Annotated in this window: 21 protein-coding genes; all 21 read right to left on the reverse strand. The window is 28.4% G+C overall.

Annotated features, from left to right (window positions below):
- Positions 1 to 6 precede the first annotated feature (6 nt).
- Positions 7 to 711, reverse strand: a complete 705-nt coding sequence (gene pgeF, locus AC4FRL_RS04900; RefSeq protein WP_491139094.1) for a peptidoglycan editing factor PgeF — start codon at positions 709 to 711, stop codon at positions 7 to 9.
- A 137-nt stretch (positions 712 to 848) separates the two neighbouring features.
- Complete coding sequence (gene nrdR / locus AC4FRL_RS04905) at positions 849 to 1298, reverse strand: transcriptional regulator NrdR (RefSeq protein WP_491139524.1); 450 nt, start codon at positions 1296 to 1298, stop codon at positions 849 to 851.
- A 61-nt stretch (positions 1299 to 1359) separates the two neighbouring features.
- Positions 1360 to 1632: a YlmC/YmxH family sporulation protein gene (locus tag AC4FRL_RS04910; protein ID WP_491139095.1), complete on the reverse strand. Its 273-nt coding sequence runs from the start codon at positions 1630 to 1632 to the stop codon at positions 1360 to 1362.
- A 119-nt stretch (positions 1633 to 1751) separates the two neighbouring features.
- On the reverse strand, positions 1752 to 2525 hold the full coding sequence (gene sigG / locus AC4FRL_RS04915) for an RNA polymerase sporulation sigma factor SigG (RefSeq protein ID WP_491139096.1): 774 nt from the start codon (positions 2523 to 2525) through the stop codon (positions 1752 to 1754).
- Positions 2526 to 2599: 74 nt separating this feature from the next.
- Positions 2600 to 3307: an RNA polymerase sporulation sigma factor SigE gene (gene sigE / locus AC4FRL_RS04920; RefSeq protein WP_491139097.1), complete on the reverse strand. Its 708-nt coding sequence runs from the start codon at positions 3305 to 3307 to the stop codon at positions 2600 to 2602.
- A gap of 15 nt (positions 3308 to 3322) precedes the next feature.
- Entirely contained in the window at positions 3323 to 4129 is an 807-nt protein-coding gene (spoIIGA, locus tag AC4FRL_RS04925; RefSeq protein WP_491139098.1) for a sigma-E processing peptidase SpoIIGA, read from the reverse strand.
- A gap of 329 nt (positions 4130 to 4458) precedes the next feature.
- Entirely contained in the window at positions 4459 to 5607 is a 1149-nt protein-coding gene (gene ftsZ, locus AC4FRL_RS04930; RefSeq protein WP_491139099.1) for a cell division protein FtsZ, read from the reverse strand.
- A 13-nt stretch (positions 5608 to 5620) separates the two neighbouring features.
- Positions 5621 to 6859, reverse strand: coding sequence for a cell division FtsA domain-containing protein (locus tag AC4FRL_RS04935; RefSeq protein WP_491139100.1), 1239 nt, complete (start codon positions 6857 to 6859; stop codon positions 5621 to 5623).
- 77 nt (positions 6860 to 6936) lie between these two features.
- Complete coding sequence (locus tag AC4FRL_RS04940; protein ID WP_491139101.1) at positions 6937 to 7989, reverse strand: type IV pilus twitching motility protein PilT; 1053 nt, start codon at positions 7987 to 7989, stop codon at positions 6937 to 6939.
- A 177-nt stretch (positions 7990 to 8166) separates the two neighbouring features.
- Positions 8167 to 8868 (reverse strand): RNA polymerase sporulation sigma factor SigK, encoded by a 702-nt coding sequence (gene sigK / locus AC4FRL_RS04945; RefSeq protein ID WP_491139102.1) that lies wholly within the window; start codon positions 8866 to 8868, stop codon positions 8167 to 8169.
- 66 nt (positions 8869 to 8934) lie between these two features.
- Positions 8935 to 10602 carry a penicillin-binding transpeptidase domain-containing protein gene (locus tag AC4FRL_RS04950; protein WP_491139103.1) on the reverse strand — a complete coding sequence of 556 codons (1668 nt, stop codon included), beginning with the start codon at positions 10600 to 10602 and terminating at the stop codon, positions 8935 to 8937.
- A gap of 71 nt (positions 10603 to 10673) precedes the next feature.
- Positions 10674 to 11300: a uridine kinase gene (gene udk / locus AC4FRL_RS04955; RefSeq protein ID WP_491139104.1), complete on the reverse strand. Its 627-nt coding sequence runs from the start codon at positions 11298 to 11300 to the stop codon at positions 10674 to 10676.
- Positions 11300 to 12529 (reverse strand): peptidase U32 family protein, encoded by a 1230-nt coding sequence (locus AC4FRL_RS04960; RefSeq protein ID WP_491139105.1) that lies wholly within the window; start codon positions 12527 to 12529, stop codon positions 11300 to 11302. Before AC4FRL_RS04960 ends, udk begins: the two co-directional genes overlap by 1 nt.
- Positions 12530 to 12535: 6 nt before the next feature.
- Positions 12536 to 13180, reverse strand: a complete 645-nt coding sequence (locus AC4FRL_RS04965) for an O-methyltransferase (protein ID WP_491139106.1) — start codon at positions 13178 to 13180, stop codon at positions 12536 to 12538.
- A gap of 15 nt (positions 13181 to 13195) precedes the next feature.
- Positions 13196 to 14224, reverse strand: coding sequence for an endolytic transglycosylase MltG (gene mltG, locus AC4FRL_RS04970; RefSeq protein WP_491139107.1), 1029 nt, complete (start codon positions 14222 to 14224; stop codon positions 13196 to 13198).
- 125 nt (positions 14225 to 14349) lie between these two features.
- Entirely contained in the window at positions 14350 to 16182 is a 1833-nt protein-coding gene (gene typA, locus AC4FRL_RS04975; protein ID WP_491139108.1) for a translational GTPase TypA, read from the reverse strand.
- Positions 16183 to 16336: 154 nt separating this feature from the next.
- Positions 16337 to 18004 (reverse strand): ribonuclease J, encoded by a 1668-nt coding sequence (locus tag AC4FRL_RS04980; RefSeq protein ID WP_491139109.1) that lies wholly within the window; start codon positions 18002 to 18004, stop codon positions 16337 to 16339.
- Between the two features lie 70 nt (positions 18005 to 18074).
- Complete coding sequence (locus tag AC4FRL_RS04985; RefSeq protein ID WP_491139110.1) at positions 18075 to 18527, reverse strand: Fur family transcriptional regulator; 453 nt, start codon at positions 18525 to 18527, stop codon at positions 18075 to 18077.
- 20 nt (positions 18528 to 18547) lie between these two features.
- A complete protein-coding gene (locus tag AC4FRL_RS04990) occupies positions 18548 to 18802 on the reverse strand; it encodes a DUF1292 domain-containing protein (protein WP_491139111.1) in 255 nt (84 codons plus the stop codon).
- A gap of 14 nt (positions 18803 to 18816) precedes the next feature.
- Entirely contained in the window at positions 18817 to 19230 is a 414-nt protein-coding gene (gene ruvX / locus AC4FRL_RS04995; RefSeq protein WP_315632528.1) for a Holliday junction resolvase RuvX, read from the reverse strand.
- A gap of 47 nt (positions 19231 to 19277) precedes the next feature.
- A complete protein-coding gene (locus tag AC4FRL_RS05000) occupies positions 19278 to 19535 on the reverse strand; it encodes an IreB family regulatory phosphoprotein (RefSeq protein WP_003451703.1) in 258 nt (85 codons plus the stop codon).
- Positions 19536 to 19646 lie beyond the last annotated feature (111 nt).

Here is a 19646-nt window from a genome sequence, read left to right on the forward strand (position 1 = left end):
ACCACCTTACTTTATAAATAAGAAAGAAAATAATCTTCCTGCTTGTTCATTCTTTTCTCTATAGCTATGCATTTTAAAATTCTTATCGCAATAAGTACATATATCTAAGGAATTTATATTACTCTTTTTTACAAATCCTTCCAATTGAACTTCTATACACTTTTTAAGATTTAATTTTCTATTTAAAGCTACCTCTTCTCCAAATTTTTCTCTAAACTTATCTGCTAATTCAAGACTTACCTCATAACAACATTCCATTACATGGGGTCCTATTAAAAGTTTAATATTATTACATTCATACTCTTCTTTCATATATTCACAAGTTTTTTTAGCTATTTCATTATAAGTTCCCTTCCATCCACTATGAATAGCTGCTATAACATTTTTTTCTTTATCATAGGCTATTAAAGGAAGACAATCTGCTGTAAACACCCCTATAATAGTATTTTTTTCCTTTGTAACAATAGCATCACAATCTACATCACCTTTAAAATCTTTTAAAGTTGCATCTATAAACTTATCACTATGAATTTGATTTACGTAAACAACCTTCTTTACATTAAATATATCCTTTAAATCTTCTAAATTCTTTTTCCCTTCTTTATCTTCTTTTTTATAATTAATATTATTTAAAGCAGTAGAAAATCTAACTTCTATATCTCCATCCTTAAAAAATATAAATTCTTTATTACCAATTAATTCTCTTTTCATATTTTCACCTCAACAAAATTATATCAAAGTTTATTTTACCATATTATCACATTTATAATATTTATTAAATTAAAAGCAAGTTAAATTATTTAAACAAAGGGCTACTTTAAAGAATTTTCTTTAAAGTAGCCCTTAAATTATTTCATTAAACTTTTTATTTCTTCCATAAAGGTATTAATATCTTTAAATTGTCTATATACAGAAGCAAATCTTACATATGAAACTTCGTCTATTTCCTTAAGCCTCTCCATTATCATTTCACCTATGTAATTAGACTTTATTTCTACCATCATTTTATTACTTATGTTTCGCTCAATATCTAATGCAATTTCTTCTATTTGAGCTCTAGAAACTGGCCTTTTTTGACAGGCTTTTATTAACCCACTTATAATTTTTTCTTTATTAAAACTCTCTCTACTTAAATCTTTTTTTATAACAAGAATAGGAATATCTTCTACCTTTTCATAAGTTGTGTATCTTTTAGAACATTTTAAACATTCTCTTCTTCTTCTAATTGCATTGTAATCTTCTGCAGATCTAGAATCCACAACTTTACTTTCTTCATAAGAACAGTAAGGACATCTCATTTTAAAATCCACGCCTTTCTCTAAGTTGTAATAATATTATACCCTCTTTTTATTCTAATTTCTATATATATTTTTGAACATCTAGTATATTTTTCCCTTTTGAATCTATAAGTATAACATCAACTCCAACCTTATAAACATCAGACCATTCTATTTCTATATCCTCTGACTTGCTAAAAAAAGATGTTTTTTCTCCTGGAATTATAATGGATAATATTCTACTATCATCACAATCTATTTTAATATCTGATATTAAACCTAATTTCTTTCCTTCACTTAAATCTATAACTTCCATAGCTCTTAAATTATTCAATGAAAATAAATTTTCTTCCATTAAAAACTCCTCCTAAAAATTAATTCCTATAATTAATTTATATGTTTTAAATTTACTTTTATTAATTAATAAACATAAAATTTCTTTAAAATAAAAAATAGAGCTCAAAACTTTGAGCTCTATACATACTTCCTCATATGCTTTAATGCTATTTTTTCCAACCTTGAAACTTGTGCTTGAGATATTCCAATCTCTTCTGCTACTTCCATTTGAGTTCTTCCATTAAAAAACCTTAAATTTAATATAAGTTTTTCTCTATCATTTAACTTTTTCATGGCTTCTTTTATAGATATATTCTCAAGCCAACTGTCATCTTGATTTTTTGAATCACTTATTTGATCCATTACATATATAGCGTCACCACCATCATGATAAATAGGTTCAAACAATGAAACAGGATCTTGAATTGCATCTAAAGCAAAAACAACATCCTCCCTAGGAATTTTAAGCTCCTTTGCTATTTGAGATACAGTAGGCTCTTTATTATTTTCATTTACTAGCTTATCCCTTACAAGCAAAGCTTTATAAGCTATATCTCTTAATGACCTACTTACTCTTATGGTATTGTTATCTCTTAAATACCTTCTTATTTCCCCTATTATCATAGGAACAGCATAAGTTGAAAATTTAACATTTTGTGATAAATCAAAGTTATCTATAGATTTCATAAGGCCTATACAACCAACTTGAAACAAATCATCTACATTTTCGCCTCTATTATTAAATCTTTGAATTACGCTAAGTACTAGTCTCAGATTCCCCTTAATAAATTTCTCTCTAGCACCTTTATCGCCTTTTTGCATTTGTAGTAATAATTCTTTCATTTCTTTTTCTTTTAAAACTGGTAATTTAGCCGTATTGACTCCACATATTTCTACTTTATTTATCATCATAATTGAAATCAACCCCTTTGAAGTAATTCCCTTCCGCATTTTAATTATTACCTTTAGAGGTTAATTTTATACTATTAAATCATCTTGTTAATTTCTTTCTTTAACCTTTTTATTATTTTTTTCTCTAATCTTGAGATATAAGATTGAGAAATTCCTAGCATATCAGCAACTTCTTTTTGAGTTTTTTCTTTATATCCACATAGTCCAAATCTTAATTCAACAATTTCCTTTTCCCTATTTGAAAGATTTTTCATAGCTGTAAAAAGTAATTCTTTATCAACTTCATCTTCTATTAAATTATAAACAGTATCTTCCTCTGTCCCTAATATATCTGAAAGTAAAAGTTCATTTCCATCCCAATCTATATTTAATGGCTCATAAAAAGAAACCTCTGCTTTAACCTTACTGTTTCTTCTTAAATACATAAGAATTTCATTTTCTATACATCTTGATGCATATGTTGCAAGTTTTATTTTCTTTTCAGGATTAAAGGTATTTACAGCCTTTATAAGTCCAATTGTTCCTACAGAAATTAAATCTTCAACACCTACTCCTGTATTTTCAAACTTTCTAGCAATATAAACAACTAGTCTTAAATTTCTTTCAATTAAAATACTTCTAATTGCTTCATCCTTATCCCCTAGCTTACTAACTAATTCTTCTTCCTCTTCTTTACTAAGAGGAGCTGGAAGTACATCATTTCCACCTACATAATAAATAGGCTCTACCATAATATCTAATTTAGTAAATAACTTATTTAGTAAAAGTCTTATATTTAACATAACCTAATCACACCCCTATATAATTCCTCTAGATAATAAAGCTTCATACTCTCCCTCTTTGCTTAACTTATTATCACAAAAACATAAAACAGCATCTCTTGTAATAACTTTTCCATCAATATCACAAAGCTTTATATCATCAAATTTAACCCCTTGCATATATCCAGAACTTCCATCTATAACTTTATATGGTATTTTAAATTTATCTCTTCCTTTTAGGTTTATTTCTTTAAATATTTCTCTTTCGACTATTATCACAGGTAATAATGTTGCAGGTTCTACAAGACCATTGCCTGTATCTAAAAAGGCCTTAATATTAACAACTTCAGAATTTACATTTATACTTAAATCGTATATAAAATTATTTATAATTGCTCTATTTTTAAAGTAATTCATAACTACACTAAATAATATATAACTTATAATAACTGAAAATATAATTGATTTAGTTGAATAATCTAAAATAAAAAAAGATTTAGAAATCTCATACTTATTTTCCATTAATGCGAACATAAAGCATACTCCACAAAAAGCAAAGGTTATAAGTAAAAAAGTTATATATCTTTTTATTATTGTCTTTAAATTTCTTTTTTCCAAAATTATGGTAACCATAATTAAAGAAAAAAGCATTTTTAAAGGAAGACTTGTAAGTATATTTAAACTTGGTATAAAAACAAATACAGTATAAATAGCTCCTAAAAACGCTGCTAATATTATTTTCCTGTAAACTATTTTATCTTTTAAAGTTTGTAAAGTTAAATATAATAGAAAAAAGTTAATTAAAAAATTTTCTAATATAACAATATCAACATATACAGTCATAACTAAACTCACTCCTACTTATAATTATAAAGCTTATCTCTCTAAAATTTTGTCATTATATATTGCATATGCATATTTTCTCTCGTGCTTTTTTTTAATATTTCTACAATTTTCTACTATATATATTTTTTTTAATATTACAATTATTTTTTTCATGTCTATTGTTGTAATGAAAATGTATTCATTAAATATAAGTTCACTCTTTATCTATTTTATTTAAAAAAAATTTTCTTTTTAAAATTAAATTTATAAAAATTAATCTATATAAATATAAAAAATAAAAGCACTTATAGTAATTTTACTATAAGTGCTTTTTGGATTTAAAAATATTATCTTCTTCCTCTTCTTAAGAACATTGGTATTTCTAAATCATCACTATATCTATCTTCTTCTTTAGGTTGTGAAGATGGAGCAACTTCTTTTTCTATTACTCTCTCTTCTACCCTTTCAGTTACAATTTCTCTTTGAGGCTTACTCTCTGTAGAATTAGAAACTCCTTGAGCTCCCATACCCATTCTTTGACGTTCTTTTTCAAAACCAGTTGCTATAACAGTTATTCTTATTTCATCTTTTAAAGACTCATCAATAACTGTACCAAATATTATGTTAGCATCTGGATCTGCAGCTTCTTGTACTATTTCTGCCGCTTCATTTATCTCTAGTAATCCTAATTCAGAATCTCCAGTTACGTTTAATAAAACTCCAGTAGCTCCAACTATTGAAGTTTCTAATAATGGAGATGATATAGCTTCTCTTGCAGCATCTTGTGCTCTTGTTTCACCTTTACCATATCCAACTCCCATATGAGCTAAACCTTTGTCTAACATAACGGCTCTAACATCTGCAAAGTCTAAGTTTATTAATCCAGGATTAGTTATAAGGTCTGATATACCTTGTACACCTTGTCTTAAAACATCATCAGCTTTCTTAAAAGATTCTAACAAAGTAGTTTTCTTATCTACCATTGATAAAAGTCTTTCATTTGGTATAGTAACTAATGTATCAACCTTTTCTTTTAAATTTGCAATTCCCATCTCTGCATGAGTCATTCTTCTTCTACCCTCAAATGGGAAAGGTTTAGTAACTATACCTACTGTTAATATTCCCATAGACTTAGCTATCTCAGCAACTACTGGTGCTGCTCCTGTACCAGTACCACCGCCCATTCCAGCAGTTATAAATACCATATCAGCTCCTGATATAGCCTCTGTTATTTCATCTCTACTTTCTTCAGCAGCTTTTTTCCCTATTTCTGGATTTGCTCCTGCACCTAGTCCCTTTGTAAGTTTATCCCCGATTTGAATTTTATTTTGAGCATGCGATAATGTTAAGGCTTGTTTATCTGTATTTATAGCAATAAATTCAACATCTCTTAATCCTTCTTGAATCATCCTATTAACAGCGTTTCCGCCTCCGCCTCCACATCCGATTACCTTAATATTAGTAAATGATTGTATATCTACATCAAAATCTAACAAACTAATTCCTCCTTTAAAAAAGCTCCTCTAAGAACGCCATTATTTTGGAAAGCCCTCTCTTCTTTACACTTTTATTTTCACTTTTATTTTCTTTATCAAACGTTACCTTTCTTCCTGAAAGCAACTCTTCATCACATATTAATTTTAACCTATCATATACCTCTTTAACAATACTAATTGCATTAATTATTGAAGAATTGTCAAATAAAAATTGCTTTTTAGTGAAAATTCTTACATCCTTATCAGTTATATACTCTATTCTTTCCTTAATATGTTCATAATAACTAATTCCATCACCAGTTAATATTATCATATCTGTAGTATTTAGAATATCCCCTTCTATCATTTTTTTATTAACTAATTCTACCATCTCACTTAATCTTGCATCTATAATATCATGAATTAAATAGGTATCTAATATGTGCTCCTCAAAGGAAATGTTATTATAATCCTTTCTAATACTATAATATTTTGAAGAATATTTCAATTTTAATCTTTCTGCTTCTTCTTCTGATATAGATAGACAAATAGCTAAATCTTTACTTATATTTCTACCACCTAAAGGTATGTAGTCTATAAATTTTAGTGTATTTCCCTTATATCCATAAATTTGAGTTTCTTCTGCCCCAACATCTATAATAGCAACATTAGAAGCTTCTGTTTTTTCATTTAAAAATATATTTTTAAAACCAAAACCTAAGGATATTGTTCCTAAAACTTCATACCCAGCTTCTAAAACAACTTTTTTTAATGCACTTATTTTTTCCTTTGGTGCAATAATTAAATCTTCATTAATTTCTATTCTCTCTACTTTAAAACCTATAGGATTTTCAATAAATCCGAATTCTTCTGCATAAAAAGAATTTATAGCACTATCTGCTACACACTCTTCCTCTGGAATTTTTAAAGTTCTACCTTCTATATAAGCTTCCTCTATATTTTCTTTAAAAACTAAAGAGTCTTCATTATCTGTATAAGAATATCCTTTGTTTTCAACCATTTTACAATCTTTATTTTTTAAAGACAAGTAAATTCCTTGAATCTTAACTCCTACCTTTTCTTCAAGTTCCTTTAGACATTCTTTTATGGTTTTTATAACCTCTTCTTCTTCTATGATTTTACCTTTAGATACACCATTTAAATCTTTTACTACAAAATCTAATACTTCAAATTCTTCATTTTCATTCTCCCCTGCTAAAACTGCGCAAAGGTTTCTGTTTCCAATATCTAGACCCACTATGTTTTTAGACATTTTTTCTATGTGTACCTCCCTATCTAAAAATTGTGCTAATATATATATTCTATTAGAACTTAAAATTCCCTCTATAATTAATACATCAATAATCGACTTAAAATCTCTTTATCTACAGAAGCATTTAAAGCAGTTTCCTTAGTTATTATACCTTCTTTATACAATCTTGCTAAGTCTATATCCATTGTTTTCATACCATATTTGCTTCCAGTTTGCATAGCTGACTCTATTTGATGAGTTTTTCCTTCTCTTATTAAATTTTTTATAGCTGGAGTTGCTACCATTATCTCTAAAGCAGCTGTTCTATCCCCTTCAACTGTTTCTACTAGTTGTTGAGATATTATAGCTTGCAAAACAGATGATAATTGTATTTTTATCTGTTCTTGCTGATGTGGCGGAAACACATCTACTATTCTATCTATTGTCTTAGAAGCACCTAATGTATGAACAGTAGAAAATACTAAATGTCCAGTTTCTGCTGCTGTTATAGCTGTAGAAATTGTTTCTAAATCTCTCATTTCTCCAATTAAAATAACATCTGGGTCCTCTCTTAAAGCTGCTTTTAAGGCACTTTTATAACTTAAAGTATCTTTTCCAATCTCTCTTTGATTTACAATAGATTTATTATGTTTATGAAGAAACTCTATAGGGTCTTCTATAGTTATTATATGAGATTCTCTAGTTTTATTTATTTCATTTATTAAAGCAGCTAAGGTTGTACTTTTTCCACTTCCTGTAGGACCAGTTACTAAAACAAGACCTCTTTTTAATTTACATATATCTTTTAAAATACTAGGATATCCTAATTTATCTAAAGTTGGCATAGATGAAGAAATAACTCTTATAGCTAAAGCCGTGCTATTTCTTTGCTTATATATGTTAACTCTAAATCTTCCACTACCATGTATTGAATAAGAGGTATCAAATTCTCCTATTTCATAATATTTATTATACTCTTCTTTTAAAATTTCTTTTGCGTAGGTTTCTGTATCCTCAGGAGACAGTATCTTATCTCCTAACCTTATTAATTTACCATTAACTTTTATTATAGGAGAAATACCTACTGTTAAATGCAAATCAGATGCACCTTCTTTAATTGTTAATTTTAAAAGTTCTTCTAAGCTTTGCATAAATCTCCTCCTAAACTAATTCTTAATAAATAATTTGTTCATTTCAAAAGAAATGAACAAATTATTTATAAAAGAACATACCTTTTTATTGTATAATAAATATTATAAACCATATAATATATCAATTCCATAAATTTATAAAACTTATTTATTTTTATACATTTTCTTAAACTTCAATTAATATTTAAATTCCTTATTTAATTTTTTCAAAGCCTTTTTTTCTATTCTTGACACATAAGACCTAGAAATTCCTAAAATACTAGCTATTTCTCTTTGTGTTTTTATTTCTCCATCTAAAAGACCATATCTCATTTCAATTATATTTTTTTCTCTTTCTGTTAAAACTTCACACATTTTTTTATATAAAGCTTTAAGTTGTAATGCATTTTCAACGGATTCTAGAACTGAATCTGAATCACTACTTAAAATATCAATATAAAGAATTTCATTTCCTTCCTTATCAATACCTACAGGGTCTTGGAGAAAAACTTCTGCCTTTGTTTTTTTACTATTTCTAAAAAACATAAGTATTTCATTTTCTATACATTTTGCTGCATAGGTAGCTAATCTTATTCCTTTATTCATATCAAAGGAATCTATAGCTTTTATTAATCCTATACTTCCTATAGATATTAAATCATCTATATCCTTTGCATTTTGATAATTTGATGAAAATTTTTTAACTACATGGGCAACTAATCGTAAATTCCTTTCAACTAATACTCTTTTTGCCTCAAGGTCCCCATCTTTTAATTTTTTTAGATAAAATTTTTCTTCCTCTTCATTTAAAGGCTTTGGAAAAGTTGAGTTTCCTGTTACATAACCAGTTAAAAATATTTTACTACCAATCAATTCTAATAAGTATTGTAACATGAACATTTTGTTCCCCCTACTAATGCTTATTATAATAATATGAAATGATGGTTTAAAATATTGCCAATTTTTTTATTTTTTCGTAAGTTCCAAAACTATATCTCTAAAAATAGGTCCTGCTGTATTTCCTCCTCCTGCTTTCCTATCTTCATAAACATTTTTTATATTAGGAACCATAACTCCTAAGGTATAATATTTTCCTTCCTTTTCAAAATAACCTAAAAACCATCCATGAAGTTCATTTCCTGAAGTTTCAGCAGTACCTGTTTTTGCTCCTACCTCAACGCCTTCAATTTTTGCAATATTAGCAGTTCCCTCAGTAACTGTTGACCTCATAAGATTTTTCAAAGAATTTGCTGTATCTTTAGATATAACTTCTCTTTTTTCCTCTTTAAAAACTTTTTTAATTTCTCCCTTTCTATTTTCAAGGTTTTTTACTATATATGGCTTTACATAATATCCATCATTTACTATAGGAGCTATAATTCCTGCCATTTGTATTAAATTACTCTGCATAGATTGTCCTATAGATAAATTTGTTATGCTTACATTTTCAGGAACATACCCCTTACTTTCCATGCCAGTTCTTTCGTCTAAACCTAAAACAGGAGAAAAAACTCCTTGTTCTTTAGAAAATTCTAAAAGATTTTTTGTTCCAACCTTAGCTCCTAATCTTGAAAAAACATCATTACAAGAAACCTCAAAGGCTTTTTTTATGCTTATGGTACCATGGATTTTTTCTTTTTTACAAACAAGACCATCGCATCTTAATTCATCTAAAATATCTATTCCCTCTTTCTCCATAGCCGCTTCTAAGGTTAAAATCTTAAAAATAGAACCTGCTTCATATCCTTTAATACTTCCAGAACCTAAAACAACATTAGGAGAAGCCTCATTTTTTTGAGCTAAGGATAATATTTCACCACTTATACTATCAATTAACACTACCCCTATATTTTGAAAACTTTTATATTCTTCCTTTTGCAATATATTTCTTATTTTTTCTTGAAAATCATTATCTAAAGTAAGTTTTAAATTTAAATTTTCCTTTGGTATATTATATATCCCTTCATTATAAATACCATCATTATCTCTTTCAAAAATAACTTCAAAATTTTTATTATTTTCTAATTCTTTATTTATAATTCCTTCTAAGGAAGTTTCTTCTTTCTCCACCTCTTTAGTCTTTAATTTTTTCATTTCATCTTCTACTAAGGCAAACCCCTTGTTTGAAGTTATAATATTTTCTATTTTCCATATCTCATCTTTTTTCTTTTCCTTAGTTTCAAAGGTATAAACACCTTTTATTTTATTTAAACTATTTATTTTTTTAAAATTATCTTTAGAAATATCGTAATATAATTTTCCTCCACTTTTAACTACTTCATCAAAAGAAAAATCTTTATCTTCACTTTTCATAATATAATTAAAAGCTATAATATTTTCTAAGTTTTGATTTAAATTATTTAATCTAAAAGCCATAGAATCTATGACAACTTTATATTTTTTTTCATATTCATAGATTTCTTCTCCCTTTCTATCCAAAAGTTCATAATTTAAATCAGATATTTGCTCAATTTGTTTATGATTACCCTTAAAAACACCAGTTTCCCTCGTACTATATTTTTTTTGCACATAGTAAACTCTAGCTTCTAGTAAAACTAAAATACATAAAAAAATTGAAATCAAACCTATTAATCTTTTTTTTATTATTCTTTTTCTTCTTTCATTATTAAACAAAAAAACACCCCCTCTTTGGTAAATTTTAACCAAAGAGGGAATGTTTTATTCAACTTAATAATTTTATTATTCTACTCGTATTTTCCTAAAACCTCTTTTATTTTTGCAACAATAATATCTATAGCTACTTTATTATGTCCACCTTCTGGTATTATTATATCAGCAAACTTCTTTGTAGGTTCTGTAAACTGATTATGCATAGGCTTAACTACATTTAAGTACTGATTTATAACAGACTCCATAGTTCTTCCTCTTTCGTTTATATCTCTGACCATTCTTCTTATGATTCTAACATCAGCATCTGTATCAACATAAATCTTTATATCTAGAAGCTCTCTTATTCTTGGGTCTTCTAAAATTAATATTCCTTCTACAATAACAATTTCCTTAGGCTCAACCTTAGTTGTTTCTTCTACTCTATTATGTATAGAGAAATCATAACTAGGTTTTTGTATAGAATGTCCATTTAAAAGTGATTCTAAATGAGAAACTAAAAGATTATTATCAAAAGCATTTGGATGGTCATAGTTAGTTTTAACTCTATCTTCCATTGATAAATGGCTTTGATCTTTATAGTATGAATCTTGTTCTATCATTGCTATACAATCTTCACCAAATTGTCTATATATCTCCTTAGCTATTGTACTTTTACCTGAGCCAGTGCCTCCTGTTATTCCTATAAAAATTGGTCTTTTCATTAGCTGTTAGCCTCCTTGCACTTAATTAACATATCATTTACCTTTACAGGCTTATCTACTTTAACTTTAAATATCATTTGAGCTCTGTTAGCAACATCTATTTTTTCATCTTTTTCATTTTTCATATCATTCATTTGGATTTCATAATAATCTCCAACAGGAGTTAAAACTTCTACAGTATCTCCTTCGAATAATCTATTTCTTTGTTCTATAGTTGCTATCTTACTTTCTTCATCATAAGCTCTAACAACACCTACAATATCATAATCTCTTATATAAGAGGATGATTCATAAACTTGCTCTCCTGATTTTCCAAAATAGAATCCTGTATGATATCTTCTATGACTAACCTTTAAAAGGTTATCCATTAATTTTTGATCAAATTCATATTCCTCTGGATTTTCCCAATACTTATCTAAAGCTTCTCTATAAGCTTTAACAATTGCAGCTACATAGTATGGGCTTTTCATTCTTCCTTCTATCTTAAAAGAGTATATACCACTTTTTACAAGGTCTGGTATGTATTCTATCATACATAAATCCTTAGAATTCATTATATATGTACCTTTATCATCTTCTATAACTTGGAAGTATTCTCCTGGTCTCTTTTCTTCCATTAAATAGTACTTATATCTACATGCTTGAGAACAAGCCCCTCTATTTGAATCTCTTCCTGTCATATAATTTGATATTAAACATCTTCCTGAATAAGCCATACACATTGAACCATGAACAAAAGCTTCTAAATCACAATCTTCTGGTAGGTTATCATGTATTTTTTTAATCTCTTTAAAACTAAGTTCTCTAGCTAAAACAATTCTTTTAACTCCTAAGCTATGCCAAAACTTAGCTGATTTCCAGTTTACATTGTTTGCTTGAGTACTTAAGTGAATTTCTAAATCTGGCGCAACTTCCTTTGCAGTCATTATTATTGATGGGTCTGAAACAATTATTGCATCTACATTTAATTCGTAAAGTCCTACAATATATTCTTCTAGTCCTTCTAAATCTGAATTATGAGGAAATACATTCATAGTAACATAAACTTTTTTTCCTCTATCGTGAGCATATTTTACTCCTTCTGCAATTTGTTCATTTGTAAAGTTATCAGCAAAAGCTCTTAAATTAAGTTTGCTTCCTCCAATATAAACTGCATCTGCTCCAAAATCAATTGCTGTTTTTAATTTTTCTAAGCTCCCTGCTGGTGCTAATATTTCTGGTTTTCTCATGTTTTGCTACCTCCTCTTAGTTAACGCAATTCCATCTCCCATAGGAATAACAGTTGTTATTAAATTTTCATCCTTTGAAACCATTTCTAAATACTTTCTCATTCTTTTAACAATAGTTATTTTTCTTCTCTTTACTAAGTCATCAGAAGCAACCATTCCTCTAAACAAAACATTATCTGCTATTATAATTCCATCTTCTTTTAAAAGTCTTAAACATTCTGGTAAAAAATGATTATAATGTCCTTTACCAGCATCCATAAATATCATATCAAATTTTTCATCAAGACTTTGTAAAATTTCTAAGCAATCTCCCTGTAAAATATTAATTTTTTCTTCTAAACCAAAATTTTTAATATTTTCTTTAGCATATTTTATCATATTATCATCTCTTTCAATAGTTATAATATGACAATTTCCATTACATGCCTTATTCATAAGAATAGAAGAATATCCTATAGCTGTCCCTAATTCTAATATTTTCTTTGGTTTATTCATAGAAACCATAAACTCAAGGAATTTAGCACCTTCCTTTTGTATTATGGGAACTTTATTTTCTTTTGCAAAATCCTCTAATTTTTTTAATTCATCATTTCTATCTGGAATAAGTTCTCTAAGATACTTTTCCATATATTCAAAGGTTACTCCACTCATTTGATCCTCCAAATTTTAGTATCCAAATTCTTTTTTCTTAGCTAAAAAATCATCATAGCTATTAGTAAAATAGTGCTTATTATTGGATGGATTCAATAAATAATATATGTAATCTGTTTTAGCTGGGTCTATAGCAGCTAAAAGTGAAGGTTTTCCTGGATTACATATAGGCCCTACTGGAAGCCCTTTATTTTTGTATGTATTATAAGGTGAATCCACCTTTAAATCTTTATATAAAACAGTATCTTTATGCTCACCTAAAGCATATAAAACTGTAGCATCTATTTGTAATGGCATACCTTTTTCAAGCCTATTATATATAACAGATGCAATTTCTCTACGTTCACTATCGTCTCTAGCTTCTTTTTCAACCATTGAAGCTACTATTACATACTTTTCATAATCTTCTTTTGGAATAGTAATTTTTAATTGACTTTGTATCTCATTAATTACCTCTTCAAATCTATTAAGCATCATAGCAATTATTTCTTTTGGCGTTGTTCCCTTAGGAATTGCATATGTATCTGGGAATAAAAATCCTTCTAATTCATATTTTCTTTCACTATTAGGCTTTATATAAGATGGTAACGGATACTCTTTTACTACCTTTAAAAACTCATCCTTTGTGCATACATTAGATTCTTCTAATTTTTTAGCTATATCCTCTACAGTATATCCTTCAGGAAAAGTTATTTTTGATTCTGAAACCTTCCCTTCAATTAATACAGTTAAAAGGTCTTTAAAACTTATATCACTATTTACAGTATATGTACCTGGTTTTATGCACTCATTAACACTGTTAAACTTTATATATATCTTAGAAAAGAAAGAACTTCTAAGTATATCCTCATCCTTTAACCTTTGAAATAGTCCATTTAGTGATTCACCCTCATTAACTTTGAAAGTTATTTCAGGTTTATTAGATTTTAAAGGGCTTTCTTGTATAGAATTATATTTTACTACAAAGACAGCTAAATTAATCACAAGTAAAATTAGAAATATAGTTACTAAAACCATAATCTTAGAGTTTTTTAGCCTTTTCACAGTAGTACCCCCTTATATTTTAGATAAATGGCTTTTTTTAGCCATTTATCTAATTATAAAACTTTTTCTTATAAAAACAAAGTTGTTTCACTACCTATTAATTATGTAGATTTTAAAATAATTAATTATTTTTTGCTTCTATTTATAGCTCTCTTTCTTTCAGCACTATCTAAAATTCTTTTTCTCATTCTTACGTTAACTGGAGTAACTTCAACTAATTCATCATTATTTATAAATTCTAAACATTGCTCTAAAGACATTTGTCTTACTGGAGTTAATTTTAATGCATCATCAGCTCCTGATGATCTTGTATTAGTTAATTGTTTCTTTTTACATATGTTAACATCTATATCATCAGCTCTTGAACACTCTCCACAAACCATTCCAGCATAAACTTCTGTTCCTGGTTCTATGAATAAAGTACCTCTCTCTTGAGCATTAAATAGTCCATATGTAACTGCTTCTCCTGATTCAAATACTACAATTGAACCTCTGCTTCTTCCTGGAATTTCTCCTTTGTATTTTTCAAATCCATCAAATACATGGTTCATTATTCCATTACCTTTTGTATCTGTCATAAATTCATTTCTAAATCCAATAAGACCTCTTGCTGGTATTTTAAATTCTAATCTTGAATATCCATTAACGGCTGAAGTCATATTTACCATTTCAGCTTTTCTAGGTCCTAATTTTTCCATAACAGGTCCCATAAATTCCTCAGGAACATCTATAGTTAAGTGTTCTATAGGTTCAACTTTAACGCCATTTTCATCAATTTTTGTTATAACATTTGGCTTAGAAACTTGGAATTCATATCCTTCTCTTCTCATAGTTTCTATAAGTATTGAAAGATGTAATTCTCCTCTACCACTTACTTCAAAACAGTCAGGAGTTATTTCTTTAACTTTTAAACTTACATTTGTTTCTAATTCTTTTAATAATCTATCTCTTAAGTGTCTTGAAGTTACAAAATCTCCTTCTCTACCTGCAAAAGGTGAATCATTAACCATAAAGTTCATGTTTAATGTAGGCTCGTCTATTTTAACAAATGGTAATCCTTCTGGATTTTGTGCATCAGTTATAGTTTCTCCAATATTTACATCAGATATACCACTTATTGCAACTATATCTCCTAATTGTACTTCATCAACTTCTATTCTCTTTAATCCATCATGAGTATAAAGACTTGAAATTTTAAACTTACTTACAGTTCCGTCTTGTCTTACAACAGCAGCTTGTTGATTTTTCTTAGCTACTCCTCTAGTTATTTTTCCTATAGCAATTTTTCCTACATATTCACTTGAATCTAAAGTAGTAACTAACATTTGTAAGCTTTCCTCTAAAGAACCCTTTGGTGATTCAACTTTTTCTATTATAGTATCAAATAGATCTTTCATGTTATCTTTTGGTTCATCTATATCAATAGTAGCAACTCCATCTCTAGCTGAAGCATAAACTATTGGGAAATCTAACTGCTCATCATCTGCACCAAGTTCTAAGAACAGTTCAAAAATCTCATCTATAACTTCTTCTGGTCTAGCATCTGGTTTGTCTATTTTATTTATAACAACTATTGGCTTTAACCCTAACTCAAGAGCCTTTCTTAAAACGAATTTTGTTTGAGGCATAGCTCCTTCGTAAGAATCTACTACAAGTAATACACTCTCTACCATTTTAAGCACACGCTCAACTTCTCCACCAAAATCAGCATGACCTGGTGTATCTATTATATTTATTTTAACTCCGTTATAATGAACTGCTGTGTTTTTTGAAAGAATTGTTATACCTCTTTCTTTTTCTAAATCATTTGAGTCCATTACTCTTTCTTCTACCTTTTCATTTGATCTAAATACATTACTTTGTCTTAATAATGCATCAACTAAAGTTGTTTTACCATGGTCAACGTGAGCGATTATAGCTATATTTCTAATATCATTTCTTGTAAATTCATTACTCATTATTTTATTCCTCCAATTTTATGTGCATAAAAAATTGGATACTATGTAAGTACCCAATTTTCTTTACCTTATTAGATTCTACTGTTAAGAGAAAAAAAAGTCAACACAACATTTTTACTTAAACAGTTACATTCTGTATTATAATCTAATTTTTTTATATTTCCATTATTATTGGTAATATCATTGGTTTTCTCTTAGTTTTTTCATAAAGGAAACTTCTTAGGCCATCTCTTATATTTGATTTCATAGTAGCCCAATCGCAGATACCTTTCTTTTCACAATCTCTTAAAACTTCTTTTACTATTTCTTTAGCATCATCCATTAAATCTTCTGATTCTCTTACATAGACAAAACCTCTTGAGATAATATCTGGTCCTGCTACAACAGAAGCACTTTCTTTAGAAATAGTAACAACTACTGTAAGAATTCCATCTTGAGAAAGATGTTTTCTATCTCTCAATACTATGTTTCCTACATCACCTACTCCAAGACCATCAACAAATATTTGTCCTGATGTAACAGATCCATTCTTTTTAATAGAATCTCTTGTAACTTCAATAACATCTCCGTTTTCAGCAATCATGAAATTTTTCTCTGGAAGACCTAAATCAACAGCTAATTCAGCATGTTGCTTAAGATGTCTATATTCTCCATGTACAGGTATAAAGAATTTAGGTTTAACTAAAGCTTGCATAAGTTTTAATTCTTCTTGACAAGCATGACCTGATACATGAACATCTGCTAATTTACCATAAATTACTTCTGCACCTTTTTTGAAAAGTTGATTAATAACTTTAGAAACTAACTTTTCATTTCCTGGTATTGGTGTTGCAGAAAGTATTACAGTATCTCCTTCAATGATATTTACCTTCTTATGCTCTGAAGATGCCATTCTAGCTAAAGCTGACATTGGCTCTCCTTGACTTCCTGTAGTTATTATAGTAACTTGTTCATTTGGATATCTATTTATAGAATCTATACTTATAAAAGATTCCTTATCTATATTTAAATATCCTAATTCTATAGCTACTTGAACTATATTTTCCATACTTCTTCCGGAAACAGCAATTTTTCTTCCTGTCATTTCAGCAGCTTCAACAATTTGCTGTATTCTATGAATATTAGAAGCAAATGTAGCTATTATTATTCTTCCCTTTGCTCCTATAAAAATTTTCTTTAAATTTTCTCCTACTGACCTTTCTGACATTGTATATCCTGGTCTTTCTACATTAGTAGAATCTGCCATCATTGCAAGAACTCCTTTTCTTCCTAGTTCTGCAAATCTAGCAAAATCCATCACTTCTCCATCAGTTGGAGTATAATCAACTTTAAAATCTCCTGTATGAAGTACAACTCCTAAAGGAGTGTGTACAGCTATAGCAACTGAATCTGCTATACTATGATTTGTTTTTACAAATTCTACAGATGATGATTTTAACTTTATAATATCTCTTGGCTTAACTCTTATAAGTTCTGTAGTACTTAGTAAACCATGTTCTTTTAATTTTGTTTCAACTATTCCTAAAGTAAGTTTTGTTCCATAAACAGGTACATTTAAATTTTTTAACACATAAGGTAGTGCACCTATATGGTCTTCATGACCATGAGTTAAAAATATTCCTCTAACTTTTTCTGCATTTTTTATAAGATATGATACATCTGGAATAACTATATCAATACCAAACATATCTTCGTCTGGGAACTTTAGTCCACAATCGACTACAATTATATCATCTTTAAATTCGATAACAGTTAAATTCTTACCTATCTCATTTAAACCACCTAAAGGTATAATCTTAACCTTTAGCTTTTCACGCTTCATATTTTCCCTCCTCTTTTTTTTAATAGTACGCTTATGTATAAAAGAGGTTTCCTCATTTGAGAAAAATTCTCTATTCATTTTTACAATCCTTGCATATTCCGAAAAACTTTACTGTATGATCTAATATTTCAAAACCGTATTTAGTTTCAATTTCTTCTTCTAGTTCATCTAATAAATCCGCTTCAACCTCAAAAACTTTTCCACATTTATTACAAACTAAATGATGGTGTCTATGTTCTTCATCATCATGAGCTAATTCATATCTACTACACCCATCTTCTAAATCTAACTTATAGATTACACCCATCTCTTCTAGAAGAATTATTGTTCTATATACTGTGGCTAATCCAATTTCTGGACATACTTTTTTAACCTCGTCATAAATTTCCTCAGCAGTTAAGTGTTTGCCCTCATTGTGTATTATTGTATCTACTATGGCTCTTCTCTGAGGTGTTAATTTATAACCTTTCTTTTTTAATTCTTCCTTTAAAGCATCAAAATCTACTGAAGCTGTATTTGCCATATTAAAACCTCACTTTACCGTTATTCTTCTTCTGCGAATAAAGTTGCATAAGCTTCTTCTATCATTTCAATTTCAAAATCATTCTCAACTGGAGCTAAAGTTTCTTCTCCTTCTTCATCTTGAACAACTTGCATAGCTATAACTATATCTTCCTCACCTTCTGGTGATAATAAAAAATACTCTTTATCTTCAATATCTAGTTTAGTTACTACATTAAATGTTGTTTCTATACCTTCTTCATCAACTAAAACTATTGGTTGTAAATCATTATTCATTTAAACTTCTCCTTTTATTTTGATATTCTATCTAAGTATCCTTGTAATATATAAGTAGCCGCTATTTTATCGACTATTTTTTTTCTTTTAGCTCTTGATAAATCTGCCTCTAACATTGCCCTATGTGCTGCAACTGTTGTTAATCTTTCATCCCAAAATTCTATTTTTCCATTAAAAGACTTTTCAATTTGCTCACATAAATTCTTAACCATCTCACCTGATGGTCCTATAGTTCCATTCATATTCTTTGGCATTCCTGCAACTATAGTTTCTACTCCATACTCTTTGCATATTTTCATGACCGCTTCTACATCCTTAGTGTAGCAATCTCTTTTTATAGTTGTTACACCTTGAGCTGTCCATCCTAAAGGATCACTAACTGCAACTCCTATTGTCTTACTTCCGATATCTAAACCTAAAATTCTCATTGAATCTCCTTATATAAACGAAAGAGTACCCTCTCGGGCACTCTTTGTTATTTTATCTCTAGATAAGATTTTATAACTTCTTCAAGTATTTCATCTCTTTCCAGTTTCCTTACTAAAGCTCTTGCCCCGTTGTAATTAGTGATGTAAGTAGGGTCACCTGAAATTAAGTATCCAACTAGCTGATTAACCGGGTTATAGCCTTTTTCCTTTAGTGAGTTGTATACATCAGTTAATATTGATTTAGTTAAATCTTCCTTATTTTTACTAAAATCGAACTGCATTGTGTGGTCAAAATTGTTACTCATAACATGCTGCTTACTAGCAGCTTCACCCCCTTACAGTAAATATATTTTAATTATATATTTACATATATTATTATCTTTTAAATTAGTTTTTATTCACGCTTTAACTTTATA

This window comes from Clostridium sp. TJA032, assembly GCF_058310275.1.